Origin of the sequence: Streptomyces nogalater, from assembly GCF_039532885.1 — a bacterium.
In the GTDB taxonomy this organism is placed as follows: Bacteria; Actinomycetota; Actinomycetes; order Streptomycetales; family Streptomycetaceae; genus Streptomyces; species Streptomyces nogalater.
In genome coordinates this window covers 204569-228775 of the sequence record NZ_BAAASM010000032.1, presented here as the reverse complement: position 1 = coordinate 228775, position 24207 = coordinate 204569, and the positions used below count along the sequence as shown (strand labels likewise).

General features: G+C 71.5%; 25 protein-coding genes. 7 read left to right on the top strand and 18 right to left on the bottom strand.

What is annotated here, in order from left to right:
* Nucleotides 1-138: 138 nt before the first annotated feature.
* From ABD350_RS22505 to ABD350_RS22465, 9 genes are all read right to left on the bottom strand, one after another.
* Complete coding sequence (locus ABD350_RS22505) at nt 139-1191, bottom strand: BMP family lipoprotein (protein WP_344350044.1); 1053 nt, start codon at nt 1189-1191, stop codon at nt 139-141.
* Between the two features lie 303 nt (nt 1192-1494).
* Entirely contained in the window at nt 1495-2730 is a 1236-nt protein-coding gene (locus ABD350_RS22500) for an amidohydrolase (protein WP_344350043.1), read from the bottom strand.
* Nucleotides 2731-3100: 370 nt separating this feature from the next.
* The gene (locus tag ABD350_RS22495; protein ID WP_344350042.1) at nt 3101-3634 is read right to left on the bottom strand and encodes a hypothetical protein; all 534 of its coding nucleotides are present in this window, start codon (nt 3632-3634) and stop codon (nt 3101-3103) included.
* Nucleotides 3635-3655: 21 nt separating this feature from the next.
* Nucleotides 3656-5491, bottom strand: a complete 1836-nt coding sequence (locus tag ABD350_RS22490) for an alpha/beta hydrolase (protein ID WP_344350041.1) — start codon at nt 5489-5491, stop codon at nt 3656-3658.
* Between the two features lie 7 nt (nt 5492-5498).
* Nucleotides 5499-5882, bottom strand: coding sequence for a hypothetical protein (locus ABD350_RS22485; protein WP_344350040.1), 384 nt, complete (start codon nt 5880-5882; stop codon nt 5499-5501).
* Between the two features lie 180 nt (nt 5883-6062).
* A complete protein-coding gene (locus tag ABD350_RS22480) occupies nt 6063-7166 on the bottom strand; it encodes a hypothetical protein (RefSeq protein WP_344350072.1) in 1104 nt (367 codons plus the stop codon).
* A gap of 350 nt (nt 7167-7516) precedes the next feature.
* Nucleotides 7517-8455, bottom strand: coding sequence for an N-acetylneuraminate synthase family protein (locus tag ABD350_RS22475; RefSeq protein ID WP_344350039.1), 939 nt, complete (start codon nt 8453-8455; stop codon nt 7517-7519).
* Nucleotides 8456-8467: 12 nt separating this feature from the next.
* On the bottom strand, nt 8468-9697 hold the full coding sequence (locus tag ABD350_RS22470; RefSeq protein ID WP_344350038.1) for a cytidylyltransferase domain-containing protein: 1230 nt from the start codon (nt 9695-9697) through the stop codon (nt 8468-8470).
* A gap of 23 nt (nt 9698-9720) precedes the next feature.
* Nucleotides 9721-11049, bottom strand: a complete 1329-nt coding sequence (locus tag ABD350_RS22465; protein ID WP_344350037.1) for a DUF6716 putative glycosyltransferase — start codon at nt 11047-11049, stop codon at nt 9721-9723.
* A 198-nt stretch (nt 11050-11247) separates the two neighbouring features.
* Here ABD350_RS22465 and ABD350_RS22460 point away from each other — a divergent pair, with 198 nt between their 5' ends.
* The 3 genes from ABD350_RS22460 (at nt 11248) to ABD350_RS22450 (ending at nt 14918) form a co-directional block, all read left to right on the top strand.
* Nucleotides 11248-12225, top strand: a complete 978-nt coding sequence (locus tag ABD350_RS22460; RefSeq protein WP_344350035.1) for a glycosyltransferase family 2 protein — start codon at nt 11248-11250, stop codon at nt 12223-12225.
* Nucleotides 12222-13556, top strand: coding sequence for a polysialyltransferase family glycosyltransferase (locus tag ABD350_RS22455; protein WP_344350034.1), 1335 nt, complete (start codon nt 12222-12224; stop codon nt 13554-13556). The genes ABD350_RS22460 and ABD350_RS22455 overlap by 4 nt, the downstream gene beginning before the upstream one ends.
* A gap of 189 nt (nt 13557-13745) precedes the next feature.
* The gene (locus ABD350_RS22450; RefSeq protein WP_344350033.1) at nt 13746-14918 is read left to right on the top strand and encodes an acyltransferase family protein; all 1173 of its coding nucleotides are present in this window, start codon (nt 13746-13748) and stop codon (nt 14916-14918) included.
* A gap of 20 nt (nt 14919-14938) precedes the next feature.
* Here the strand turns inward: ABD350_RS22450 and leuE are convergent, their stop codons facing one another.
* The gene (gene leuE, locus ABD350_RS22445; protein WP_344350032.1) at nt 14939-15589 is read right to left on the bottom strand and encodes a leucine efflux protein LeuE; all 651 of its coding nucleotides are present in this window, start codon (nt 15587-15589) and stop codon (nt 14939-14941) included.
* A gap of 71 nt (nt 15590-15660) precedes the next feature.
* Complete coding sequence (locus tag ABD350_RS22440; RefSeq protein WP_344350031.1) at nt 15661-17241, bottom strand: acyl-CoA mutase large subunit family protein; 1581 nt, start codon at nt 17239-17241, stop codon at nt 15661-15663.
* Nucleotides 17242-17401: 160 nt separating this feature from the next.
* Between ABD350_RS22440 and ABD350_RS22435 the strand changes: the two genes are divergently transcribed.
* The gene (locus ABD350_RS22435; RefSeq protein ID WP_344350030.1) at nt 17402-18328 is read left to right on the top strand and encodes a L,D-transpeptidase family protein; all 927 of its coding nucleotides are present in this window, start codon (nt 17402-17404) and stop codon (nt 18326-18328) included.
* Between the two features lie 190 nt (nt 18329-18518).
* Here ABD350_RS22435 and ABD350_RS22430 read toward each other — a convergent pair whose 3' ends face one another.
* The 5 genes from ABD350_RS22430 to ABD350_RS22410 form a co-directional block, all read right to left on the bottom strand.
* Complete coding sequence (locus ABD350_RS22430) at nt 18519-19694, bottom strand: hypothetical protein (protein ID WP_344350029.1); 1176 nt, start codon at nt 19692-19694, stop codon at nt 18519-18521.
* Nucleotides 19694-20356 carry an RNA polymerase sigma factor gene (locus ABD350_RS22425; RefSeq protein ID WP_030789549.1) on the bottom strand — a complete coding sequence of 221 codons (663 nt, stop codon included), beginning with the start codon at nt 20354-20356 and terminating at the stop codon, nt 19694-19696. Before ABD350_RS22425 ends, ABD350_RS22430 begins: the two co-directional genes overlap by 1 nt.
* Nucleotides 20357-20629: 273 nt before the next feature.
* The gene (locus tag ABD350_RS22420) at nt 20630-21046 is read right to left on the bottom strand and encodes a hypothetical protein (RefSeq protein WP_344350028.1); all 417 of its coding nucleotides are present in this window, start codon (nt 21044-21046) and stop codon (nt 20630-20632) included.
* Nucleotides 21043-21237: a hypothetical protein gene (locus ABD350_RS22415; RefSeq protein ID WP_344350027.1), complete on the bottom strand. Its 195-nt coding sequence runs from the start codon at nt 21235-21237 to the stop codon at nt 21043-21045. The genes ABD350_RS22420 and ABD350_RS22415 overlap by 4 nt, the downstream gene beginning before the upstream one ends.
* A complete protein-coding gene (locus ABD350_RS22410; protein WP_344350026.1) occupies nt 21212-21544 on the bottom strand; it encodes a hypothetical protein in 333 nt (110 codons plus the stop codon). Before ABD350_RS22410 ends, ABD350_RS22415 begins: the two co-directional genes overlap by 26 nt.
* Before the next feature lie 107 nt (nt 21545-21651).
* On the opposite strand from ABD350_RS22410, the gene ABD350_RS22405 reads away from it, so the two are divergent.
* The 3 genes from ABD350_RS22405 to ABD350_RS22395 are packed head-to-tail and all read left to right on the top strand — an operon-like array spanning nt 21652 to nt 22928.
* Nucleotides 21652-22473 carry a helix-turn-helix domain-containing protein gene (locus ABD350_RS22405; protein WP_344350071.1) on the top strand — a complete coding sequence of 274 codons (822 nt, stop codon included), beginning with the start codon at nt 21652-21654 and terminating at the stop codon, nt 22471-22473.
* Between the two features lie 11 nt (nt 22474-22484).
* Nucleotides 22485-22685 carry a DUF397 domain-containing protein gene (locus ABD350_RS22400; RefSeq protein WP_344350025.1) on the top strand — a complete coding sequence of 67 codons (201 nt, stop codon included), beginning with the start codon at nt 22485-22487 and terminating at the stop codon, nt 22683-22685.
* 42 nt (nt 22686-22727) lie between these two features.
* Nucleotides 22728-22928 (top strand): DUF397 domain-containing protein, encoded by a 201-nt coding sequence (locus tag ABD350_RS22395; RefSeq protein WP_344350024.1) that lies wholly within the window; start codon nt 22728-22730, stop codon nt 22926-22928.
* A gap of 46 nt (nt 22929-22974) precedes the next feature.
* Here ABD350_RS22395 and ABD350_RS22390 read toward each other — a convergent pair whose 3' ends face one another.
* A complete protein-coding gene (locus ABD350_RS22390) occupies nt 22975-23598 on the bottom strand; it encodes an RNA polymerase sigma factor (protein ID WP_344350023.1) in 624 nt (207 codons plus the stop codon).
* A gap of 149 nt (nt 23599-23747) precedes the next feature.
* Nucleotides 23748-24191: a hypothetical protein gene (locus ABD350_RS22385; RefSeq protein ID WP_344350022.1), complete on the bottom strand. Its 444-nt coding sequence runs from the start codon at nt 24189-24191 to the stop codon at nt 23748-23750.
* Between the last annotated feature and the right edge of the window lie 16 nt (nt 24192-24207).

Sequence of the window (24207 nt, the reverse complement as noted above, 5' to 3'; positions counted from 1 at the left end):
CTGCGGGGAGGGGGCAGGCGTCGGCGACGCTAGCGCGGCAACTCCGCGCTACACGCGTAGAGTTGACACATTGTTATGGCCCGGCGGGGGGCTGGGGAGGCCCCCGCGCCGAGCCGGGGTCCGAGCGGACCCATCAGGTCACGGGGCGGACTTGACCTTGATGGAGCCGTCGACGATCTTCTTCTTCGCCGCGTCCAGCTTGGCCTGGATGTCGTCGATGAAACCGCCGCTCGGGGACAGCTTCACACCGTCCTGGGCGAGCGCGTAGGTGTGGGTGCCGCTCAGCGGCTTGCCGTCGTGGATCGACTTGACGAAGTCGTACACACCGAGGTCCACGTTCTTGACCATCGAGGTCAGGATCGAGTTCTTGTACTTGGCCAGACCCGGGACGTTGTACTGGTCCGAGTCCACGCCTATCGCCCAGGTGCCCTTCTTGCCGGCGACGGCCTCGATGGCGCCGTTGCCGGAGGAGCCGGCCGCCGTGTAGATGACGTCGGCGCCGTTGTCGAGCATGCCCTGCGCGGCCTCCTTGCCCTTGTCGGGGCTGGCGAAGCCGGAGGTGTCCGAGCCGTGCGACAGGTACTGGGTGTCGACCTTGATCTTCGGGTCGGTGTCCTTGACGCCCTGGAGGTAACCCGCCTCGAACTTCTTGATCAGCGGGACGTCGACACCGCCGATGAAGCCGACGTGCTTCGACTTGCTCTTCAGCGCGGCGGCGACACCGGCCAGGTAGGAGCCCTGCTCCTCGGTGAAGGTGATGCTGTTGACGTTCTTGCCGTCCACCACCGAGTCGACGATGCCGAAGCTGGTCTTCGGGTACCTCGCGGCGACCTTGGTCATGGAGGCGGCGTAGGCGTAGCCGATGCCGACGATCGGGTTGTAGCCGGCCTCCGCAAGGTCGGACAGGCGCTGCTCGCGGTCGGCCTCGGTGTCCGAGGTCTTGGCGGTCAGCTCCTTGATCTCGCCGCCGAACTCCGCCTTCGCCTTGTCGGCACCGCGCGCGGCGGAGTCGTTGAAGGACCGGTCGCCACGGCCGCCGACGTCGAAGGCCAGGCCGACCTTGACGCCCTTGCCGTCGGCGGAGGACGAGGAGGACTCCTTCTCGGAGGAGGTGCTGCCACAGGCAGTGGCAGTCACGGCGAGAGCTGCGGACGCGATACACGCAGCAGAAAGCTTGGCTACCCGGCGCACGGGAAGGCTCCTTCACCTGACCTGAGCGCCATGTCGGCGCTTGATGGGAGCACCATGTCAGTGCTCCGGCCGAGTCGCCCCTTCGGCGTCGGCTTCGCGGCATCGTAACGCGCGTAGATGTCGCAAAAAACCCTCTCGCGAAGCCGTTATCGATTCGAGGCAAACACCGTCTGAACTCGGACTCCGACTCGTATACGAGCCGGGTCGCCGTCCGTGCGCGAATGGCTGGCACCCGTGTTGCGCCACCGGGGGGAACGGCCCCGGGGGCCGTTCCGTCACCTCCGCGCCGTCACCTCCGCGCCCTCACCTCTCCGCCGTCGCCGCGTCCAGGAAGGCGGCGGCGGTGAACATCTCCACGCCCACCGTGATCGCGTGCTCGTCGGCGTCGAAGTCGCCCTGGTGGAGGTCGCGGACCCGGTGCTCGCCGGGCCGCCGCACGCCGAGCCGGGCCAGCGCGCCCGGCACGTGCTCCAGGTACCAGGAGAAGTCCTCGCCGCCCAGACTCTGCTGGGTGGTCTCCACCGACCTGGTGCCGCACCGGGCGACCATGGCCCGGTGCAGCAGCTCGGTGGCCTGCCGGTCGTTGACGACCGGCGGCACCCCGCGGATGTAGGTGATCTCGGACTTGGCCCGGTGCAGGGTGGCGACCTCGTCGATGGCCGCGTGCACGATGTCGGGGGCCTGCCGCCAGGCCTCCAGGTCCAGACAGCGCACCGTCCCGGACAGCTCCGCGTGCTGCGGGACCACGTTCGGCGCGTGCCCCGACTCGATCCGGCCCCAGGTGAGGGCGAGCCCCACACGGGTGTCGACCCGGCGGGCGATCAGTGCGGGCACGTCGACGGCGACCCGGGCGGCGGCGGTGACCAGGTCGGTGGTCAGGTGCGGGCGGGCGGTGTGCCCGCCGGGGCCGTCCAGCGCCACCTCCAGGCAGTCGCAGGCGCTGGTGATCGCCCCGTGCCGCAGCCCGATCTTCCCGGCCTCCACCCTCGGGTCGCAGTGCACGGCGAGGATCCGGCCGACGTCGGTCAGCACGCCGTCGGCGATGGAGGACAGGGCGCCGCCGGGCAGCACCTCCTCGGCGGGCTGGAAGATCAGCCGCACCGGGCGCGGCAGCAGGCCCTTGGCGTGCAGGTCGGCGAGGACCAGGCCGGCGCCGAGGACGACGGTGGTGTGCACGTCGTGACCGCAGGCGTGCGCCCGGTCCGGCACGGTCGAGCGGTACGGACAGCCGTCCTTGGTGTCCGGGATGGGCAGCGCGTCGATGTCGGCGCGCAGCGCGAGCAGCTGCTCCCCGGGCCGCTCGCCCTCCGCGAGCCCGATGTCACAGACGAGTCCGGTCCCACTGCCGAGCACCCGGGGCCTGAGCCCGGCCAGCTCCAGCCGTTCCTTGATGGCGGCGGTCGTACGGAACTCCTGGTTGCCCAGTTCTGGGTGCATGTGCAAGTCGCGCCGGAAGGCGACGAGTTCGGCGTGCAGGGACTCGCTCAGCACGCCGGGGAGCACATCCCCCGAAAGGCCGGACTCGGACTCTAGGGACATCAATTGCTTCACCCTCTGAAGGGTAGGACGCCCACTGATCAACTACCCCCGTAACTACGAAAGTTCAGCCCGTTAGGGGACGAAAATCTGACCGGCGGGCGCATGGCGGCGGACTGTGATGGGTAAGTCTTCTGTTTTCCTCCTCCACGGATACCACGCATCACGGCAGTCACGCGCGCCATGTCCGTGAACCGGACCCCAGGGGGCCCGGCTCGCGGCGGCGTGCGCGGGGTGAAAGGCCCGGTGCGCCGGGGTGACGCCGGGCCGGGCGGCTGGAAGTACTCGCCCCATCACCTGATTCCTCGGGCGGTCGCCGACGCGGACACGGCCCCTGACCTGGGCTTCAGCCACCACAAACACCGTTGCCGTACTAGAAGTGCTCGACCTGCTGCCCCTCGGGGACCTGGTAGCAGCCGGAGACGAGCATCAGGCTGAGCTTGGGCGGGTTCCTCTTCTTCATCCGGGTGATGTGGACCCCGGCCTTTTGCTCGTCGTTGTCGGCGATCAGGGTGAGGTTCTCGTTGGCGCTGTTGTCGGGGCCGTACTCGACGATCTTCCAGCCCTGCTTGGGCAGCCCCTCCTTGAGGTTCTGCATGGCGGCATCGAGGTCGTCCGCCGACGCGGGATAGAAGCTCCATTTGTGGAAGATCCGGAAGTATGCCTCCCGGTCCTTGTCCCCGCAGTCCTGGACGCCGGGGCTGCCCTCGGAGGCCTTCCCCTTGACGCCGATCAGGTCGTACAGCCGACTGGACATCTTCTGCACCTCGGCGGCGGCGTCCTGGGAGGTGCTGGTGCCGGCGGAAGGGACGTCGCCGGATTCCGTGCTGGAGGTCATACCGCATCCGGTGAGAGTGGTGAGGACGGTGGACACGAGGAGCGCGGAGGCGCTCAGGTAGCGTTTCACAATGGTCGGGCCTCGCTCTGCCTAGCGGGTGTACTTCCAGGTCGGGGTGGGTTCCTTCAGTTCGACGTCGTCCCCGTGGCCCGCGACGACGAGAGCCTGGTTGAGAAGGCTGTCGGAGCCCTCGTCCCAGTAGCCGCTGTGCCCCTCGGTGTCCGTGGTCATCTGCTTGGCCCCGAACCGCTCGTCGCTCGGCACGGTCCAGGGGCCGTCCCAGTCGGTGCCGCCGTGGCCGAAGCGGCCGATGTCGGGTACGACGTCCCCGTCGGCCTCCTCGTTCCATACGTGCCCCTTGGGCACGTCGAGATGCTCCGCCTTGGGCACCGTGACGCCGGGGCTGCCCGCGGTGATCACGTCGTCCGCGTTCAGAGTGCCGTGGTCGGCGGCCGAGCCGACGAGGGTGGTGCCGTACGAGTGTCCGATCACGGTACGGTGCGGCGGGGTCTCGCCGGTGTGCGAGGCCTCCAGTCCGTCGAGGAAGCGGTTGAAGGCCGGCGCGCCGTCATCCGCGTAGTGCCGGAACGGCGAGTCCTTCACGATGTCCTGCGGGGCGTCGTAGCCGAGCCAGGTGATCGTGGAGACGGGCTGACCGTCGGCCTCGTCGGTGGCCACACGCCAGGTGGAGGTCATCCGACCGATGTCACCGTCGATGTTGCCGAGGTTTGATTTCGTACCCGGCACGTAGACGGCCTGGTGCCGGGCCGTGTCCGGGTTGCCGTTGGCGACGATCGCCCGGCCGTTGCCCTCTGCGTCGAATCCCAGCAGGTACGCCTCCGGCAGGCCCTTGTGATCCTTGTCGGTGGCCTTGCCGGTCGAGTCGAAGCGCTCCTGGATGCTGTTCATGCCCTGGAGCGACTTGGTGAGGTGCTCGTAGCGCTCGCCGTACTTCTTGTGCCACTCCATCCATTCGTCGGTGTGCACCTTCGACGCCCAGCCGCCCCCGCCGTGAATGTAGGTCCACTCGTTCGCCGGCGGCTTCGGTATGGAGTCGAGTTCCAGCTGGTAGCGCGCCCGGGTCTCGTCCAGGACGATGCGGTTGGCCTCGTCGCGCACCGCGGACGGCAAGCCGTCGAGCTTGCCTACGCTGTCGGGGCGCAGGGAGATGTACGCCGCCTTCTGTTCATCGGTGAGCCCGCTCCACCAGGCCGCGTTCTCCTTCGGGACGCCGTCCTGGGGCGGCTGTGGCAGGGAGTCGAGGTACGTCTTGCCCGCCTGGGCCACCCCGTCCTGGTCGGACTTCACGTCGGACCAGTCCTTGCCGGAGACCTTCAGGTCGTCGTCGGCCTTCAGCGCGCGCAGCTTCGGCGCCCACTTGGCGTCCGCGTCCGCGGCCTCCTTCAGCGCGTCCCCGATCCGGTTCGCGAAGCCGATGGCCTTGCCGAAGTTCGGGTTGGGGTGCTGGTGGATGGCCTGCTGCTCGATGGCGTTCGCCGTCGCGTCGGTCGAGCTGGTGGATGCGGACACGGTGCCGCCCTCGGGCACCTTGCCGTCGACCTCCTTGCCGCCGGCCGGGAACGACACCGAACCGTCCGCGCCGACCGTGCACCCGGCCGCCTGGGCGTCTTCCAGCGCCGCCTCCAGCCTCCGCTTGGCGGCGGCCATCTCCATGGCGAAGGCGTTCAACGCGGTACTGGCCAGCACGCACTCGGCCTGGATGTAGTGGAAGTTCTTACCCAGCTCCTTCAGCTCCCGCAGGGCCGCATCGGCCGCATCGCCCTTGAGCTGGTTGCGGATGCCGGCGGATATCTGGTTCTCGACCGTGTCCTTGGCGGTGCTCGCCATGTCACCCGTGGCCCGGTACCCGTCCGCGGCCTCTTCGTACTCGGAGGGTTTGAGCGCCTTCAGCGTCGCAATGTCCACGGGCCGGTCACCGACCCTTCGCCTGTCCACCGACCGGGTCGGTGTCCTGGTACTCCGGCTTCAGCTTGTCCAGCTCGGCCTTGACGGCGCCGTCCGACTTCGCCAGGTCGATCCCGGACGACTGCATGATCCAGCCGAGTTCACCACAGCGCTTGTTGACCTTGTCGAGGTACTCCTTCCAGGAGTCGTATAACTCCTTCTGCGCTGCCGCGGTCTGACAGCGGGCCGTGTCGCCGAGCCCAGCCTGCCCGCCCTCCAGCTTGCCGAGCGCCTTGCCGATGTCGCTTTGGAGTCCCTTGGTGTCCTCGCCGGCCGTCGTCCACGCCTTCTTACTCGACTTCAGCCGCTCGTGGCCCACCCCGATGGGGTCCGGAGCCTGATTCAGCTGCATGTGCGCGGACCCGCGATCGGCGGCGTCCGCCTTTAACCGCTCCCACTCGTCCCAGGACATAGATGTCGCCCTCCCCGTTACCCCGTTACGCCGGCAACGATCACCGGTGCACGCCATGCTCCCTGAGGACGGGGCGGGAATCAAATGCAACTCGTGAGCGAATATCGGGAGTTGGGAGTGTTACGCCGGGCTCGTCACCGCCGCCAGTCGGTGCACGTCGCGGGCCGTTCCGGTTACGCCGGACAGGAAGCCCTGGGCGCGTGGGGAGGCGGTGGCCGTGAGCCAGGCCGGGTCGATGTCGCAGACCGCCACGCGCACCCCCGTGCCGGCCAGGGCCAGCGGGAGGGTGTGGACGACCGTCGAGGGGAAGCTGAGGATCGTCCGGCCGACCGGGCCGCGCCGGGCGATCAGTTCCAGCGGGAGTTCCGGACGCACTATCTCCAGGCCCGTCTCGGCGGCCAGCCGGCGCAGCTTGTCGGGGTGCTCGCGGCGGTGGGCGAAGTAGCGGGTGGCGCCGTGTGCCCTGGCCAGGGCGCGGACCGCTTCCAGATAGCGCTCGCCGTCCACCACCCCGGTCTCCACCAGCGAGGTGCCGACCATGTCGGCGCCGGCGGTGACGGCGGGCGGGCCGAAGCGGGCGCGGGTCCAGGCGAAGTCGTTGGCGGTGACGGTGACGCCGTCCGGGACCTCGGACACCGGCATGGAGGAGAACACCTCGACGCGCCGCCGGGCGCTCGGGGTCAGGCGGCGCCGGGCGGAGGAGGAGACCGGCGCGAAGAGCAGGTCACGGGCGCCGGGCCGGCCGCCCTTGCGGTGCCAGCGGACCAGGCGTTCGCCGCGGGCCAGCTGGGCGACGAACTCCATCGTCGCGGTGCCGTCGTCGACCACGACCAGGTCCTTGGCCCGGGTGATCGTCAGCAGCAGTTGTACATAGCGGGAGAACGGGTCGCCCATGACGATGCGGTCGGCCCGGCGCAGCATGCCCGCCAGCCCGCCGATGGTGTGGAACGGCGCGGTCGTACCGCCCCGCGCCTCCTCCCAGCGCACCCGGTGCCCCTCTTCCCGGGCCAGGTCGGCCATGCGGCGCAGCTGGCCCCGGGTCATGGGGTCGGTCGGGGCCAGTACGACGACGGTGAGGTCCGCGTCGGCCTGCGGCGCCGCCCCGTCCCCCGTGGCCCGCCGGCCCAGGGCCCGCCGGACCGCGGCCCGCCGGGTCTGCGCGGGCACGGCGCCGAGCGCGGCGGGTGCGGGAACGGCCGGCGCGGGGGTGGCCCGCCCCGGCATCAGAACCGTGGCCGGGTCGGCACCACCGGGGAAGGCCCCCGTAGCCGGATCCGCACCCCCCGCCCCGGACGGCGTAGCCGGATCCGCGCCACCCGCCCCGGCCGCCGTAACCCCCGTGGCCGGGTTAGCGCCTCCGGGGTCCGGTGGGGCGGTGTCGTTCGCTCGCTGCGCTTCTCCCTCCGGTTCCGGCGCGCCGGCCGGGGGACGGCCGGCGTGCAGGTGGGCCCACTCCAGTACGTTCAGCAGCTGCACCGGGCTCTCCACGAAGGCGAGCGTGCGGGCGGGGTGGCCGGCCTGACCGGCGCGGGGGCTCATCGGCGTACGACCGTCCCGTCGTCAGTGAACTGGATTCACACCGTGACCGGCTCGCCGGCCGCCGCGGCGATCTCGGCGTCCGCGACGACACCGGGGACCCGGCGCAGCTTCTTCATCGGGCCCAGCTCGGAGTCGTAGACCTTCTTGACGCCGTCGCCGAGGGAGGCCTCGATGGTGCGGATGTCGCGGACCAGACGCGTCAGGCCCTGCGGCTCCACGGAGGCGGCCTGGTCGGAGCCCCACATGGCGCGGTCCAGGGTGATGTGGCGCTCGACGAAGGTCGCCCCGAGCGCGACCGCGGCGAGGGTGGTCTGCAGGCCGGTCTCGTGACCGGAGTAGCCGATCGGGACGTTCGGGTACTCCTTCTCCAGCGTGTTGATCACGCGGAGGTTCAGCTCCTCGGCCTTGGCCGGGTAGGTGGAGGTGGCGTGGCAGAGGAGGATGTTGTCGCTGCCCAGGACCTCCACCGCGTGGCGGATCTGCTTCGGGGTGGACATGCCGGTGGAGAGGATGACCGTACGGCCGGTGGCGCGCAGGGCGCGCAGCAGTTCGTCGTCGGTCAGGGAGGCGGAGGCCACCTTGTGGGCGGGCAGGTCGAACTTCTCCAGGAAGGCGACGGCCTCGGTGTCCCACGGGGAGGCGAACCAGTCGATCCCCTTCTCCTTGCAGTACGCGTCGATCTGCCGGTACTCGTCCTCGCCGAACTCCACCCGGTGGCGGTAGTCGATGTAGGTCATCCGGCCCCAGGGGGTGTCGCGCTCGATGTCCCACTGGTCACGCGGGGTGCAGATCTCGGGGGTGCGCTTCTGGAACTTCACGGCGTCGCAGCCGGCCTCGGCGGCCACGTCGATCAGCTTGAAGGCGTTCTCCAGCTCACCGTTGTGGTTGATGCCGATCTCGCCGCAGATGTAGACGGGCTTGCCGGGGCCGACCTCGCGCGTACCGAAGGCGCGCAGACGGGAGTGGGTGCTCATCAGGGGGTGTCCTTACTTGGGGAGGGAATCGAGAGAGGGGCCGAGGATCCAGCTGGCGATCTCCCGGATCGCGCCGTCGCCGCCGGGGACGGTGGTGACCGCGCGTGCGGCGCCGCGTACGACGTCGTGAGCGCTCGCGACCGCCACGGGCCAGCCCACGAGGGCGAAGCAGGGCAGGTCGTTGACGTCGTTGCCGACGTAGAGCACGCGCTCCGGCGCGATGCCCTGCTCCTCGCACCACTGCTTCAGCGCGAGGTCTTTCCGGTCGATGCCGTGCAGCACGGGGATCTCGAGCTTGCGTGCGCGGGCGGCGACGACCGGGTTCTGTTCCGTGGACAGGATCAGCAGCTTCAGGCCGCTCCTGCGGAGGGCCGCGATGCCGAGGCCGTCGCCGCGGTGCACGGCGACGAACTCCCGTCCCTCGGAGTCGATCAGCACCCGGTCGTCGGTCTGGGTGCCGTCGAAGTCCAGTACGACCGCGTCGACGTCGGCGGCGGTCGGCAGCGCGCCGGGGCGGTCCGCGTCGAAGAGCGGCGCGAGGGCCCGGGCCCGGGCGAGGTCGTGCGGGTCGTCGATCTCCAGTACCCGGGCGGGGTCGGTGCGGACCAGCTCGGTGCGGCCGAAGAAGCGGTGGCCGTGCGCGCGGAAGCCGGCCGCGTCCATGGCATAGGCGGCGCCGGTCTCCAGGAAGTCCTGGGGGCGGTCCTGGCGGCGGGGCCGGTAGGACTTGTCGTGGTTGACGCCCGCCCCGCCCTCGGCCCCGGTGTCGCCGTCGCGCCAGACGAAGCCGTGGAAGGGGGCCACGGTGACGGCGGTGTCGGCGCCGTGCTCGACGACGGCGGCGGCCACTGCGTCGATGTCCTCCCGGAGCAGGAAGGGGCTGGTGCACTGCACGAGCAGGACGGCGTCGACGGCCGAGCCGTGCAGCGCCTCGTGGGTGTCCATGGCGTGCCGGACGGCGGCCTCCGAGGTGGCGGTGTCCCCGGCGATCGCGGCGGGCCGCAGCACGACCTCGGCGCCGGCCTCCCGGGCGGCGGCGGCGATGGCCTGGTCGTCGGTGGACACGACGACGTCGGTCACCAGCCGGGCGGCCCGGCACTCGCGGACCGCGCGGGCCACCAGCGGGACACCGCCGACGGGGGCGAGGTTCTTCGCGGGCACGCCCTTGGAGCCGCCGCGCGCGGGGATGACGGCGAGCACCCGGCGGACCGGGGCGCCTGGGTCCGCTTCCGAGTGGGACATGGGCTCTACTCCTTGCGATGAGGTCACAGCTCGCCCATCCGCCGGATCACGGGGGCGACCCGCTGGACGCCGTGCCGGTAGGCGCCGCGGGCGGCGCGGCGCACGATCTGCCGGACGGGGCCGGGCGACCTGTCGGCGGCGGGCACGCCGGGCAGCGGGACGCCGTCGGGGCCGAGGTGGTGGCGGGCGAGGATGCCGGGCAGGTAGCCGGGCGCGGTCTCGGGGGTGTAGTAGGGGGCGAGGGGCGGCAGTCCGCCGGGCCGGCCGAGCAGCTTCGCGATGCGTTCGCGGGCCGTGTCGAAGGCGGTGGCGTACGACCCTCCCCCGGAGGAGGTACCCACAGTGGCGACGCCCTGCCGGGCCACCCACTCCTCGTCGGGCACCGGCCGGTGCCCGGCGTCCAGTTGCTCCCAGGAGGCGAGGCAGCCGGAGCCGGTGAAGTGGTGGTTGCCGAGCACCTCGCGCACCCCGAGGTCGGTGAGGACGGCGGTGGGGATACGGCGGTGCAGGGCTTCCAGGGCGGCGGTGGAGCTGACCGTGACCAGCAGGTCGGTGCGGTCGAGGACCTCGCCCATGTGGCCGTAGACGAGGCGGAAGTTGGCGGGCAGGTCCTTGCCCTGGGCCAGCTTCTGGTACGGCAGTTCCTCGATGTGGGTGGTGTGTTCGCCGGGCTTGGAGCGCAGCTTGAGCAGGACTTCGCGCTCGGGGTGGCGGCGGGCGTGGTCGATGAGGCGGTCCAGCAGGTAGGCGCGGTCCCGGCGGTTGTCCGGCACGGACGGCTGGGCGGCGAACACCACGGTGTACGGGTCGTGTTCGCCGGTGTACGGCGTCCCGCCGAGGAAGGGCAGCGCGACCTCGGTGACCGATGAGGCGTCGGCGCCCACGCCTTCGTACACGGCCCGGAAGCGGTCCGCGTCGTGGCGGGAGTTGGCGAGGACGAGGTCCGCGCCGTGCCGCAGCAGCAGTCCGTCGGTGAGCTTCTCGTAGACGACGCCGACATAGCCGGTGACGACCACGGGCCGCTTCCCGGTGCCCCAGGCGGCGCGCAGCCCGTGCAGCATCGCCTGGACGCTGCCGCCGACCAGGGCGAGGACGAGGACGTCGGGCGCCGATTCGCCCATCTCGCGCAGGAATTCGACGCCGGTGACCTCGCGCAGGGAGTCGGCGCGGACGCCGACTTCCTGTAGCTGACGGGCGGTCGGTGTGGCGCGTCCGCGCAGAAGGTAGCCGTCGAGCCGGACCTCGGCAGCGGCGGGAGTGAGGCGGTGCGCGGTGAGCGCGCCCCACTTCCACCGGGTGTCGGAGTCCGCGAGGACGGCGACCCGCAGGGACTTCGTAGCACTTGCTGGCACGTCGAAGACGCTAGGAAGCGTGGGAGAGGAACCGCCCAACCTCACTACAACAAACGGTTAACAGCACATCGCCGTAAGGCGAATCGCGGCGCAAACGGGCCCGGAACAAGCCTGGTTAACGACTTCGCCACGCTTCGTTCACCTGATATCAAGGAAGTCGTCAAGACGAATGACGGGCCGCGCCCTAACGTCCCTGTCGTGGTCAAGCTCTCCGTCATCGTGCCGTTCTACAACGTGCAGCAATTCGCGCCCGACACACTGAGGAGTCTCAGTGCGAACACGCGCGACGACTTCGAATTCATTCTCGTCGACGACTGCTCGCGCGACGGGACACCCGACATTCTCGCGCGCGCGGAGCGGGACCTGCCCGGGGCGGTCCTGGTCCGGCACGAGCGGAACGGGGGGCTCGCCACCGCCCGTAACACCGGCATAGACCGCGCGCGCGGCGAGTACGTGACCTTCCTGGACGGCGACGACTGGCTCGCGCCCGGCTATTACGAGCGGCTGCTGGCCGCCATCGAGGGCCTGGGCTGCGACTTCCTGCGCACCGACCATGTGCAGTGCACCGCGCGGGCGCGCAGTGTGCACCGGGTGCCGGTGGGCCGGCGCAATGTGGTGCTGGACCCGCGGCAGGTGATCCTGCCCGCCGACCGCTCGACCTCCGTCGACTACGCGTTCGCGTGGGCGGGCATCTATCACCGGCGGCTGCTGGACCGGGGGCTGCTGCACTTCACCGACGGGCTGCGCACGGCCGAGGACCGGCCGTGGATCTGGAGGCTGCACCGCGAGGCGGAGTCCTTCGCCGTGGTCAACCTGCTCGGCGTGTTCTACCGGCGCGGGGTCGCCTCGTCCCTCACCCAGATCGGCGATGTCCGGCAACTGGACTTCATCCGGGCGTTCGACCAGGTGATCGCGGAGACCGCCGCGGACCGGGACGCCGACGCCCTGCTGCCGAAGGCCGTGCGCACGTACTGCGCGATCATCTCCCATCACCTGGGATCCATCGAAAGGTTCGAGCCGACGGTGGCGAAGAAGCTGACCTCCATGAGCGCCGCCGCGCTGCGGCGCATGCCGCAGGCCGTGCTGGACGAGGCGCTGGACTCGATGGACCTGCAACGCGCCACCAAGCTGCGCCGGCTGCGCCGCCGTTCCGTCGTCGCGGGAGCCGCCGCGTGACCACCCAGATCTTCCAGGCCTCGACGCTGTACGGCACGGCCACGCTCGCCGCCGCCCTGGACTCCGGCTGCTTCGCCGCCGCCGACCGGCGGATCCTGCTGGTCTGCAACAACGCGGCCACGCCCGAGACGACGCCCGCGCTGGACGCGATGCCCGGCTTCGAGCGGCTGCGCGACCGCTTCGACGACGTGATCTCGTACAACGAGACCATCTTCCCCTTCCATCCGGGCGGCTGGTCGCCCCGCGTGGACGACATGCCGCTGTGGGAGCGGTTCCTGCGGCACGAGTGGCGGCTCGGCGACGACGACGTGCAGTTGGCGGTCGAGTCCATCCAGGTCAACCCGTCGCACGCGCTCGCGCAGATCTTCACCGGCGCCCCGGTCACGGTGTACGCCGACGGTCTGATGAGCTACGGCCCCACCCGCAACAAGATCGACCCCTTGGTCGGCACCCGCGTGGACCGTGTGCTCCATCTCGATCTGGTGCCGGGCCTGAAGCCGCTGCTGCTCACCGAGTTCGGCGTGCCCGGCGAGACGGTCCCGACGCCCGCCGTCCTCAAGACGCTCGCCGAACTGGCGCCCTTCGGCGGTGACCTGCCGCGGGTGGAGGAGCCGGTGCTGCTGCTGGGCCAGTACCTGTCCGCGCTGGACATCCTCAGCGCCGAGGAGGAGGAGGACCTGCACGCGCGGATGGTGCGGGGCGCGGCCCGGCTCGGCCACAAGCGGGTGGTGTTCAAGCCGCACCCCTCCGCCCCAACCCGCTTCACCCGCTCCCTGGAGGAGGAGGCGGAGAAGCTCGGTGTCGACCTGACCGTGCTCGACACGCCGGTGCTGGCCGAGGTGCTGTACCAGCGGATGCGTCCGGCGCTGGTGGTCGGCTGCTTCTCCACCGCGCTGCTGACCGCCTCCGCGCTGTACCACCTGCCCGTCGCGCGGGTCGGCACGGAGCTGCTGCTGGACCGGCTGACGCCGTTCGAGAACAGCAACCGGGTCCCCGTCACCATCGTCGACGCGCTGGTGCCCGACCTGGCCGACCGTACGGCGGTCACCGGGCAGCGCCAGGGGATGGACGTCACGGCGCTGGGCGGGCTGGTGCGCGCGGTCGGCTTCGCGATGCAGCCGAAGATCCTGCCGAGGCTGCGCGAGGAGACCGAGGCGTATCTCACCGCGCATCTGAACGACGGGATACTGCGCTATTTCAAGCGCAGGCGGCTGACCGCGCTGGGGCTGCCGGGCGGACTGCCCGTCCAGATGGCGTTCATTCCGCGCAATGCCACGGTCCGCCGCGTGGCCCGCAAGGCGCGCAATCTGCGCCGGGCCGTACGCCGCTGACCGTTTCTGATCAAGCTGACCGTCCCTGATCAAGCTGACTGTTTCTGATCGAAAGGAGCGGGTCCGTGCGCGGGCCCGCTCCTTTACATCTGTCTTTCGTCCAAGTGACGGGCAGGCGATCGCTCCCACCGGGGATATTCACAATAATTCGCCGATGCCCGGCGCGTGGTCGGGTAGGCGCCGGACACCATGTCTGCTTCGCTGCCCACTGTCGCCTCTCCCGTTCCCCCACCGGAGAGAACCACCGCCCCCTCCCCCGCCGCCCGTCCCGCCCCCGGCGGGCGCCGTGACCGGCTGCTCGCCCTGGACGGACTGCGGCTGCTGGCCGCGCTGACGGTCTGCCTCTATCACTACGCCGGACGCGGCGGCACGGTCACCGGGTCCTGGCGCCAGGCGCCCTCCCGGCTCTTCCCGGACCTGTCCCAGGTGGCCGTCTACGGCTGTCTGGGCGTGCAGTTCTTCTTCGTCATCAGCGGTTTCGTCATCTGCATGAGCGGGTGGGGCCGCACGCTCGGCGACTTCTTCCGCTCCCGGGTCGCCCGCCTCTACCCCGCCTACTGGGTCGCCCTCGTGCTGGTCACCGCCGCCTCCCTCGCCCTGCCGGACGTCGTCCGCGCCGTACGGCCGGACGAGTTCCTGGTCAATCTGACGATGCTCCAGCAGCCGATGGGCGCACCGCGCGTGCTCGGCGTGTGCTGGACCCTCTGGGCGGAGGTCCGCTTCTACGCGCTGTTCGCCCTGCTGGTCGTCGTACGCGGGGTGACCTACCGCCGGGTGGTGCTGTTCTGCGCCGGATGGACGCTGGCGGCGGCCCTGTGCCGGACCACCGGCAACGACCTGCTCGACCAGCTGGTCATGCCCGACTACGCCCCGTTCTTCATCGGCGGCCTCGCCCTGTACCTCGTCCACCGCTTCGGCGGCGACCCGCTGCTGTGGGGCATCGTCGGCACCTCCTGGGTGCTCGGCCAGTACACGGCGACCCGCGGCCTGTGGCACCGGGCCGCCGGCGACGCTCCGGTGCGCGATCCCTACGTCGTCCTGCTGATCGTCACCCTCGCCTTCGCCGCCGTCACCGCCGTCGCCCTGGGCTGGACCCGCCGGGCCGGCCGGGCCTGGATGGCCACGGCGGGCGCCCTGACGTACCCGTTCTACCTGGTCCACGAGCACCTGGGCTGGTTCGTCATCCGCGTCCTGCGCGACCCCCTCGGCCTGCCCCCGTGGCCGACCCTGGTGACGACGGTCGCCGCCATGCTGGCCCTGGCCTGGCTGATGTACCGCTTTGTGGAGAAACCATTCGGCCCCCGGCTGAAGAGGGCCCTGAAGACCCCGCGTCCACCGGACTCTCCGCGCAGCTCACCGTGAGGAGAACGGTGGCCGCAGGGTCACGCGCTCGCCAGGGACAGCTTCACCGCGAAGCCCAGGAACAGTGCGCCCGCGGCCGAGGTGGCCGTCGCCGTGAGGCGCTTGCGGCGGCGGAAGGCGGCGGACAGGCGGGTGCCGCCGAATATCAGGGCGCTGAGGTAGAGGCAGCTGGCCACCTGCGCGAAGGTGCCGAGGACGACGAAGGACAGGGCCGGGTAGGCGTAGTCCGGGTCCACGAACTGCACGAAGAAGGCGACGAAGAACAGGATCGCCTTGGGGTTGAAGAGGCTGACGACGAGGGCACGGCGGAAGGGGCGCTCGTCGGCGGTCCGCGCGGGCGCCGCGTCCTCGGCGGCCGGAGCGCTGCGGGTCCGCCACAGCTGCCAGGCCGCCCGCAGCATGCCGATCGCCAGCCAGGTCAGATAGCCGGCGCCGGCGTACTTCACGATGCCGAACAGCAGCTCGTTGGCCTGGAGCAGGGAGGCCACCCCGGCGGCGGACAGGGTCATCAGCACGGTGTCCCCGCACCACACGCCCGCCGCCGCTGTGTACCCCGCCCGTACGCCGCGGCGGGCGGCGACGGACAGGACGTAGAGGGAGTTGGGGCCGGGCAGCAGCACGATCAGGATCAGGCCCGCGAGGTACGTGGGAAGGTCGACGACACCGAACATGGGGGGAGTGTCGCACGCGGGTACGACACCGGACCCGAACGGTCCAATGGACGGTACGCGGGGTAGGCCGCTCAGAACATGTCCGACGGGACGTGGCTCCCCCAGACCTCCCGCAGCGCCCCGCACACCTCCCCCACCGTCGCCCGGACCCGCAGCGCCTCCTTCATCGGGTACAGCACGTTGCCCTCCCCCTCGGCCGCCGTCCGCAGCGCGTCCAGCGCCGCCCGCACCGCCCGCCGGTCCCGTCCGGCCCGCAGCCGGGCCAGGCGCTCGCACTGCCGGGACTCGACCGCCGGGTCCACCCGCAGGGGCACGTACGGCTCCTCCTCGTCGAGCCGGAACCGGTTGACGCCGACGACCACCCGTTCACCGGTCTCGGTCTCCCGCGCGATCCGGTACGCGTTCCGCTCGATCTCGGTCTTCTGGAAGCCCCGTTCGATCGCCGCGACCGCCCCGCCCAGGTCCGCGACCCTCCGCATCAGGTCCAGCGCGGCCTCCTCCAGGCCGTTGGTCATCCGCTCCACCGCGTAGGAGCCCGCGAACGGGTCCACCGTCGCCGGTACGTCCGTCTCGTGGGCCAGCACCTGCTGGGTACGCAGCGCCAGCCGCGCGCTCGTCTCCGTGGGCAGCGCGATCGCCTCGTCGAAGGAGTTGGTGTGCAGGGACTGGGTGCCGCCGAGCACGGCCGCCAGGGCCTGGACGGCGACCCGGACCAGGTTCACCTCCGGCTGCTGGGCCGTCAGCTGGACCCCGGCCGTCTGGGTGTGGAACCGCAGCATCCACGACCTGGGGTCGCGCGCGCCGAACTCCTCCCGCATCACCCGTGCCCAGATCCGCCGCGCCGCGCGGAACTTGGCGACCTCCTCCAGCAGGGTCGTACGGGCCACGAAGAAGAAGGACAGGCGGGGCGCGAAGTCGTCCACGTCCATGCCGGCGGCCCGCACCGTACGGACGTACTCGATGCCGTCGGCGAGGGTGAACGCGATCTCCTGCGCGGGGGACGCGCCCGCCTCGGCCATGTGGTAACCGGAGATCGAGATCGTGTTCCACCTCGGGATCTCGGCGGTGCAGTAGCGGAAGATGTCCGCCGTCAGCCGCAGGGACGGCTTGGGCGGGAAGATGTACGTGCCGCGCGCGATGTACTCCTTCAGCACGTCGTTCTGGATGGTGCCGGTGAGCCGGTCCGCGCCGACGCCCTGCTCCTCGGCGACCAGTTGGTACAGGAGCAGCAGCAGGGCGGCCGGGGCGTTGATCGTCATGGAGGTGGAGACCCGGTCCAGCGGGATGCCGTCGAACAGCACCCGCATGTCCTCCACCGAGTCGACGGCGACGCCCACCTTGCCGACCTCGCCGCGCGCCAGGGGGGCGTCGGAGTCGTGGCCCATCTGGGTGGGCAGGTCGAAGGCCACGGACAGGCCCGTGGTGCCGTGGGCGATCAGCCGGCGGTAGCGGGCGTTGGACTCGGCCGCCGTGCCGAAACCGGCGTACTGGCGCATGGTCCAGGGACGGCCGGTGTACATGGTGGGGTAGACGCCCCGGGTGTACGGGTACGCGCCCGGTTCGCCCAGTTTCTCCGCCGGGTCCCAGCCCTGGAGGGCGTCCGGACCGTAGACCGGCTCGATGGGCAGACCCGATTCCGTCTCACGTGCCATGGCTGCCTCCGCGGTACGACGCGTGCCCCCTCCACCATGCCCCCTCGCCCGGCGACGGTCACGCCGGGGTGGTCAAGCGGTCAGGCCGGAAACGGCCTCCCGCGGCCGCTCGCGCGGGCAACGGAGTTCGGCGGCGGCCACGCGGGGAAACATCCCCGGCATGAGGATTACGGGGAGACCCGCCGCCCTGCTCACGTCGGCCGCCGCGCTCACCGCGCTCGCCGCCCTCGCCGGCTGCACCGTGGAGCCGCAGGGCTCCGACGGCAAGCGCGGCCTGCCGGTCCACATCCGGTTGCCCTCCAGCCCCGCTGCCGCGCCCACCGGGATGGCGGGGACCACACCGACCACACCGCCCCCGCGGGCCACCGCCCCCGCACCGCCCCCGCGGGCCACCCTCCCCGCGCCGGTCACCCGCGCCGTCCCGACCACCCCCGCGGCACCCCCCGCGCCCCCGCCCCGCGTGCTGTGGGCGCACGGGAGCAGCGGGCCGGGCGTACGGGAACTCCAGGCGCGGCTGCGCCAGGTGGGCTGGCTGTCCGCCGCGCCGACGGGGACCTACGGCCCGCAGACCGAGCGGGCCGTCAGGGGGTTCCAGGGCAAGCGCGGGCTGCCGCCCACCGGCCGGCTGGACACCGTCACCTGGCAGCGGCTGCGCGCCATGACCCACCGGCCGGCCCAGTGGGAGCTGTACCCGATGGGCGGTCAGCCGGCCGCCGCGCCCGACGCGCGCTGTCTGACCGGCCGGGTCCTGTGCATCGACAAGACCAGCCGGACACTGCGCTGGATGATCGACGGGCGCACCCTCGACACGCTGTCCGTCCGGTTCGGCACCCAGTACACGCCCACCCGGGAGGGTGTGTTCAAGGTCTACTGGAAGTCACGGCACCACGTGTCGACGCTCTACCACTCCCCGATGCCGTACGCGATGTTCTTCAGCGGCGGCCAGGCCGTGCACTACTCCGCCGACTTCGCGGCGCGCGGGTACGCGGGCGGTTCGCACGGCTGCGTGAACGTACGGGACGAGGCGGCGATCGCGCGGCTGTTCGCCCAGGTGAAGGTCGGGGACAAGGTCGTCGTCTCCCGGTGAGGCTGCGGGGCGCGGGCGGGACCGGGGGAACGTGTCCCGCCCGCGCCAGGTGCACGAGCCTTGGGGTACGGGGGGAACCCCGGCTCCGTGCGACGGCCGATGACCAGTCGGCTCACTAAGTACTGCGTCACGGGCCTCGAAAACGTCACACCTGACGCGGAAGAATTTTCTCGCTCGGTGAAACCGCAGGTCACACGGGTGCGTGTGCGGGGTGCGGGGCGGCAGGGTGCGGGGCGGCGAGGGAAGGGGCGGGCAGGACACCGCCGCGGTGCCCACCGCCGTGGCCGGGGTCCGGGCGGCCGGGGCGGGCATCGCTCTGGCCCCGGCCCCTGCCGCCGCCCTGGCCGCCCTGGCCGCCCTGGCCGCCCTGGCCGCCCTGGCCGCCCTGGCCGCCCTGCTCACCGTGGCCACCCTGGCCGCCTTTATCTCCCTTGTCTTCCTTATCTCCCCGGTCGCGCTCGCCCCGCTTGCCCCCGTTGCCTCCCTGGCCTCCTGCGTCCAGACCGGTGTTCTCGTCCTGCCCGTGCCCGGTGCCGGTGGCGTGGTCGCCGGCGGACAGCAGGACCTCGCAGTACCGGGTCACGCGGGCCGCGCCGCCGGCCAGGTGCTCCAGGGCGCGCCGCCGGCCGGTGTCCAGCTTCTCGCCGTCCCTCAGGGCGCGGCAGGCGTCGGCGTCGCGGAGCCACCCGGTGCCGTCGTCCGGTCCGCGGGTCTCACCGGAACCGCCGGGACCGGTACCGCGGCGCCTCTCCGCCCGGCCGCCCGGCGTACCGGTCGTACCGGGGGTGCCGGTCTCTTTACCCGCGTCCGGCTTACCGGCATTCGGCTTACCGGCGTTCGGCGCGGCCCGCGGGGGCGGGGAGGCGAGCGGCCGGCCGGTGGCCGTACCGGCGGTGGCGGCGGGGCGGGGGTGGTCGTGGCCGAACGGCGTCGGGAGCGCTCCGCTGCCCGCGGCCACGGCGACCCCGCCGAGCGTGCCGACGGCCAGCGCGGCGGCAAGCGCCAGGCGCCCCGGGCGGACCCGGCGGGGGCGCCGGGCCCGGATTCCGGTACGGGCCGGGGCGGCGACGCGGATCAGGTCCGCGTCGGCGCCGGGCGCCGGCGCGCGGGCGGCGGAGGGGGCGTGCGCGGTGGCGGCGCGCTCCGCCTCGGCGTCCTCGCGGGCCTCGCGGAACGCGGCCAGCGCGGCCTGCTCGCCGGGGAGTTCGCCGGTGGCCGGGGCCGCCTCGGCGGACAGCGCGCCGAGCGCCCTGGAGAGGCGTTCGGCCTGGTCACGGACGGCAGGGTCGACGGCTTCCAGCGACTCCCCGCGCAGCAGACGTTCCGCCGTCCCACGGTCCAGCCACTTGTCGTGCTCGTCGGCCATCACATGTCCTTCTGCGTCCGCGTACGCGTATGCGTCACAGTCGCGGACGTCACCGCGCGGCGGCGCGGTTCTCGCTGTGGCGGGAGGGCGTCGAGTCCGCCCGCCGATTCCGGATCGGCGCCGATCAGCTCCGCGAGCCGTTTCAGACCGCGGTGCGCGGCGGTGCGGACGGCACCCGCGCGTTTGCCGAGCGTCTCGGCGGCGGTCTTGGCGTCCAGGCCCACGACCACGCGCAGGACGACGGCCTCGGCCTGGTCCTGCGGGAGCCGGGCGATCAGGGACAGGGTGCTGTCGGTGGCCAGGGCCTCGATGGCCTCGCCGGCCGTGTCGGACTCGGCGGGGCGGCCGGTCAGCTCGGTCTCGTCGCCGCCTATGGCGGGGCGCCGGCCGCGCATGCGGATGTGGTCCAGGGCGCGGTTGCGGGCTATCCGGGCGGCCCAGCCGCGGAACCGGTCGGCGTCGCCGCTGAAGCGGTCCAGGTCACGGGCGATCTGGAGCCAGGCCTCGGAGGCGACGTCCTCGGCGTCCGGGTCGCCGACGAGGGTGCGGACGTATCCCAGCAGCCGGGGGTGCACCGCGCGGTACACGGTGCGGAACGCGGTCTCGTCCCCGCCCTGTGCCGCGCGCACCGCGGCGGTCAGCTCCGCGTCGTCCCCCAGCACCGTACTCCCTTTACGCCTGTCTTCGGTCGGCGCGAAAGGCACGTTACGGCGTGAAAGGGCGGCGCGTCCATGTCCGTAGAAGATGCAACTAACTCGTGACCGGGTTCCGGTGTGCGCACGGTGAGGACCCGCTGTGCCCGGGGTGTGACAGAAACGGCACGCACGGCGCTGAGGAGAGTACGGGCCGCACGCGACCCGTACGCGCGACGGCCGGGGCCTCTCCTGTGGGGGGTGGCGGCCCCGGCCGTTGCCTCGCGGTCTCCCGGCTCGGGCTTACCGTGCGGGGCCGTCGTGCGTCCCGTGCGCGTGGTGCCGGACGACGGCGGCTGCCGGTGCGGCCGCTTCGGTGTCGACGCAGTCCCATTCACACTTCCCGGGATGGCCTTTGTAGATCGTGCAGGACGATCCCATCCGCGTTTTGGTCTTCAGGCAGACCTCTACGTCGATGACCCACTGCATCGCGGAGTCGTCGAACCAGCACAGGTACACGTCCTTCTCCAGCTCCGAGCCGCTGCGCAGCCAGGCGGCGTGGAACTCGTGCCTTTCTTCGCTCAGCAGGCACTGAAGGTCGTCCAGGATTGCCCAGTCGACGTCCCCGTGGTCGGCGCAGGGCAATTGCCGGGCCCATTTCAGGGCGCTGTCGTCGATGTCGCAGGTGCCGGTGCACCGGAAGGTGTGCCGGGTCGTCATCCTCTGATCACCCTCGCTTTCACACCGGCCTCGATGGTGAGCGCCAGTTCCTCGGCCGCCTCGATCCCGATGCACTGGACGAGCAGGAAGCCGCCCGCGGGGTCGATCACCACGTCCACGATGGCTCCGGCCTGCATGATGGCCTGTTCGAGGTGGGCCCGCGCCTTAACCGTCCTTGGCGGGTGTTCCATTGATCGCCTCCTCCGGGTGCCGCTCGCGCAGGGTCAGCCCATCCAGCACGAGGTCGAGCAGAGCACGGCCCTGGACGACGCTGCAGTCGCCGAGGCGGACCACCCAGCGGCGGTTCTCGGCGGGGGCCAGGCGGGTGTGGAACTGCGGGAGCCTGATGCCGGCCTGCGCCAGGGCCGCGTCCAGGGCGAAGGTGATTTCCCCGACCTCAAGCGTCTGCCGGATGCCCATCCTGGGGATGCCGCCGCCGGGCCTCTCCGGGCCCTTCTCGCCGTCAACTTGCGCCGCTTCGTTCAGTCTTTCGGGCACGATTGTTCCTTTCCGTAGCGCCGCGACTACCGGGCAGGTTCAGCATGGGACCGCGCCAGGGAATCGTTCAACGTGTTGGCAGGGAACGGAAGGTTGGTGAACGGCTGTTGAATCGCAAGGAGTTGAACCCGGACGCGTCGCCGCAAGCGGCGTACGGAGCACGTCTGCGCAGCCTGCGGGAGGCACGCGGCTGGACCCAGGAAGACCTGGCCGCGCTGACGGAATATTCCAGCGTGCATATTTCGGCCGTGGAAACTGGTCGGAAACCTCCGACCCTTCGCTTTTCGCGTAGCGCGGACAGAGCATTCGGCCTCACGGGCAGCGCGGACTCGTTCGAGCGCGAGTACCGGCAGATCCGGCACGGCAACCTGCTGGAAGGCTTCCCCGAGTTCGTCAAGCACGAGGGCAGGGCGGCGGAAATCCGGCTGTACGAGACCGGGATCATCCCCGGCCTGCTCCAGACACCGGAGTACGCGCGTGTCCTGGCGGACAGCGCCGTGCACCGAGGGTCCATCACGCCCGAACAGGCGGAGGAACGAGTCTCGTTACTGGCGCAACGGCAGGCGGCCCTGGAGCATCCCCGCCTCCCCACGATGCTGGTGGTGATGGATGAGAGCTGCATTCGCAGACAGGTCGGCGGACCGAAGGTCATGAGGTCCCAGCTCGACCGGTTGATGCAGTTCGCCGAGCTGCCGAACACCGTGCTCCAGGTCGCTCCCTTCGACATGGGGGAGCGTCGCCCGTTCGACCTGCCCATGACCTTACTGACGATGCCGGACCTGTCCGTGATCGCGTATGCGGAATCCCAGACGCGAGGCCACCTGGAGCGTGAAACGGCAGCGGTGCTCCCCCTGTTGGCGGGCTACCATCAGTTGCAGGCAGATGCTCTGCCCCAGGCTGCATCGGTGGCCATGATCAAAGAGGCATGAAAGGGCACCCCGTGACGACCGAGTCCCCCCGCTGGTTCAAGTCCTCCTACAGCAACAACGGCGGCCAGTGCATCGAGGTCGCCACCAACCTCGCCGCCACCCACGACATGGTCCCCGTCCGCGACTCCAAGAACACCGACGGCGCCGTACTGAACTTCACCACCGGCACCTGGTCCTCGTTCATCGAGTTCGCCGCCGCCCAGCGCGTCTGAAACCCCGCTCGCGACCGCCTCCTCCTTTCGGGAAGGGCACTCATGACGTCCGAAGCCCCCCGCTGGTTCAAGTCCTCCTACAGCAACAACGGCGGCAACTGCATCGAGGTCGCCACCAACCTCGCCGCCACCCACGACACGGTCCCCGTCCGCGACTCCAAGAACACCGACGGCGCCGTACTGAACTTCACCGCCGGTACCTGGTCCTCGTTCATCGAGTACGCCGCCGGCCGGAGCGTCTGACGACCCGCACCGGACGCGCCCCTGACACGGGCCATGAAACACCCGGTCAGGGGCCGTCTTCCGGACGGGTCGAACCAGGCGTGGCGCCCCCGGCACCGGTGTCCGCGAGGCGGCGGGCCAGGCGGCGCAGGCCGCGGTAGGCGGCCGTGCGGACAGCGCCGGGGCGTTTACCGAGGACGCGGGCGGCGGCCGGGCCGTCGAGGCCGACGACCACCCGCAGCAGCACCGCCTCGGCCTGGTCCCGCGGCAGCGCACGCACCAGCTCCAGCGCCCGCTCGGTGGACAGCGACTCCAGGGCCTGATCGTGGGTGCTGTGCCGGCCGGGCAGTTCCAGGGCGTCCTGTTCCAGCGGCGCGGGCCGGGGCCGGGACCGCTGCCGGCGCAGATGGTCCAGCGCGCGGTGCCGGGCGATGGTCGCGGTCCAGCCGCGGAAGCCGGCGCCGTCGCCCCGGAACCGGCCGAGGTCCCGGGCGATCTCCAGCCAGGCCTCGGCGGCGATGTCCTCCGCCTCTTCGCCGACCAAACCCCGCAGATAGCCCAGCAGTCCGGGGTGCACGATCCGGTAGGCCACCGCGAAGGCGGTCTCGTCGCCGTCCTGGGCCCGCGCGACGGCCGCGCCCAGCTCCCCGTCCCGCGGCTGCGGTCGGCGGGGTCCGACTCCCTGGCCCAAGACCGTCCTCGTTCGTGCCGAGTTCCTGGCCACTGCGTGGCGCCTGCCTCACGGTGCGACACGCTCCGGCCGTGTCGGTCGCCCTCCACGATCATCAGCGTCGGCCCCGACGGAAGTGTCACAGCCGGACGGCAACCGGGCCGGGTGCCTCAGGCGGGCCCGGTCGCGTCCCGGCACAGCAGCCGGAGCGAGCCGTGGCCGCCGTAGCAGCGGCGGGCCTCGTCGATGGGGTCCCACAGCCGGCCGTCGGGGGTGCGCACCCAGTGCTCACCGCCCGTCGCCCACCACTCGGCGCCGGTCCGGCGGACGATGACCTCGCCGGCGTAGGCGCCGAAGCCGCGCAGGACGGTGCGGACGGCCGCGTATGGTGGCCGCTCCCGGCGTATCGCCTCGATCATCCGGTCCACCCGCCACAGGCTCTGCGCCGAGTAGTCGAGCCGTACCCGGGCGCCCTCGCGCATCGTCGCCACCGCGTCCGCCGCCCAGCGCGCGGGTTTCGCCGCGGCGCCCGGCCTGGTCGCGCGGCCGGTCGCCTCGGGGGTCGCATGGGCTGTCGCCCGGGTGGTCGTGTGGGCTGTCGCTTCGGCTGTCATGTGGGCTGTCACATAG

What these genes read in the sequence shown, in the direction of transcription:
- ABD350_RS22500 (WP_344350043.1), bottom strand. Translation starts at nt 2,730, where the DNA reads ATGTCCCTAGAGTCCGAGTCCGGCCTTTCGGGGGATGTGCTCCCCGGC.
- ABD350_RS22485 (WP_344350040.1), bottom strand. Translation starts at nt 5,882, where the DNA reads ATGCAGCTGAATCAGGCTCCGGACCCCATCGGGGTGGGCCACGAGCGG.
- ABD350_RS22480 (WP_344350072.1), bottom strand. Translation starts at nt 7,166, where the DNA reads ATGCCGGGGCGGGCCACCCCCGCGCCGGCCGTTCCCGCACCCGCCGCG.
- ABD350_RS22475 (WP_344350039.1), bottom strand. Translation starts at nt 8,455, where the DNA reads ATGAGCACCCACTCCCGTCTGCGCGCCTTCGGTACGCGCGAGGTCGGC.
- ABD350_RS22470 (WP_344350038.1), bottom strand. Translation starts at nt 9,697, where the DNA reads ATGTCCCACTCGGAAGCGGACCCAGGCGCCCCGGTCCGCCGGGTGCTC.
- ABD350_RS22450 (WP_344350033.1), top strand. Translation starts at nt 13,746, where the DNA reads ATGTCTGCTTCGCTGCCCACTGTCGCCTCTCCCGTTCCCCCACCGGAG.
- leuE (WP_344350032.1), bottom strand. Translation starts at nt 15,589, where the DNA reads ATGTTCGGTGTCGTCGACCTTCCCACGTACCTCGCGGGCCTGATCCTG.
- ABD350_RS22440 (WP_344350031.1), bottom strand. Translation starts at nt 17,241, where the DNA reads ATGGCACGTGAGACGGAATCGGGTCTGCCCATCGAGCCGGTCTACGGT.
- ABD350_RS22435 (WP_344350030.1), top strand. Translation starts at nt 17,402, where the DNA reads ATGAGGATTACGGGGAGACCCGCCGCCCTGCTCACGTCGGCCGCCGCG.
- ABD350_RS22430 (WP_344350029.1), bottom strand. Translation starts at nt 19,694, where the DNA reads ATGGCCGACGAGCACGACAAGTGGCTGGACCGTGGGACGGCGGAACGT.
- ABD350_RS22420 (WP_344350028.1), bottom strand. Translation starts at nt 21,046, where the DNA reads ATGACGACCCGGCACACCTTCCGGTGCACCGGCACCTGCGACATCGAC.
- ABD350_RS22415 (WP_344350027.1), bottom strand. Translation starts at nt 21,237, where the DNA reads ATGGAACACCCGCCAAGGACGGTTAAGGCGCGGGCCCACCTCGAACAG.
- ABD350_RS22395 (WP_344350024.1), top strand. Translation starts at nt 22,728, where the DNA reads ATGACGTCCGAAGCCCCCCGCTGGTTCAAGTCCTCCTACAGCAACAAC.
- ABD350_RS22385 (WP_344350022.1), bottom strand. Translation starts at nt 24,191, where the DNA reads ATGACAGCCGAAGCGACAGCCCACACGACCACCCGGGCGACAGCCCAT.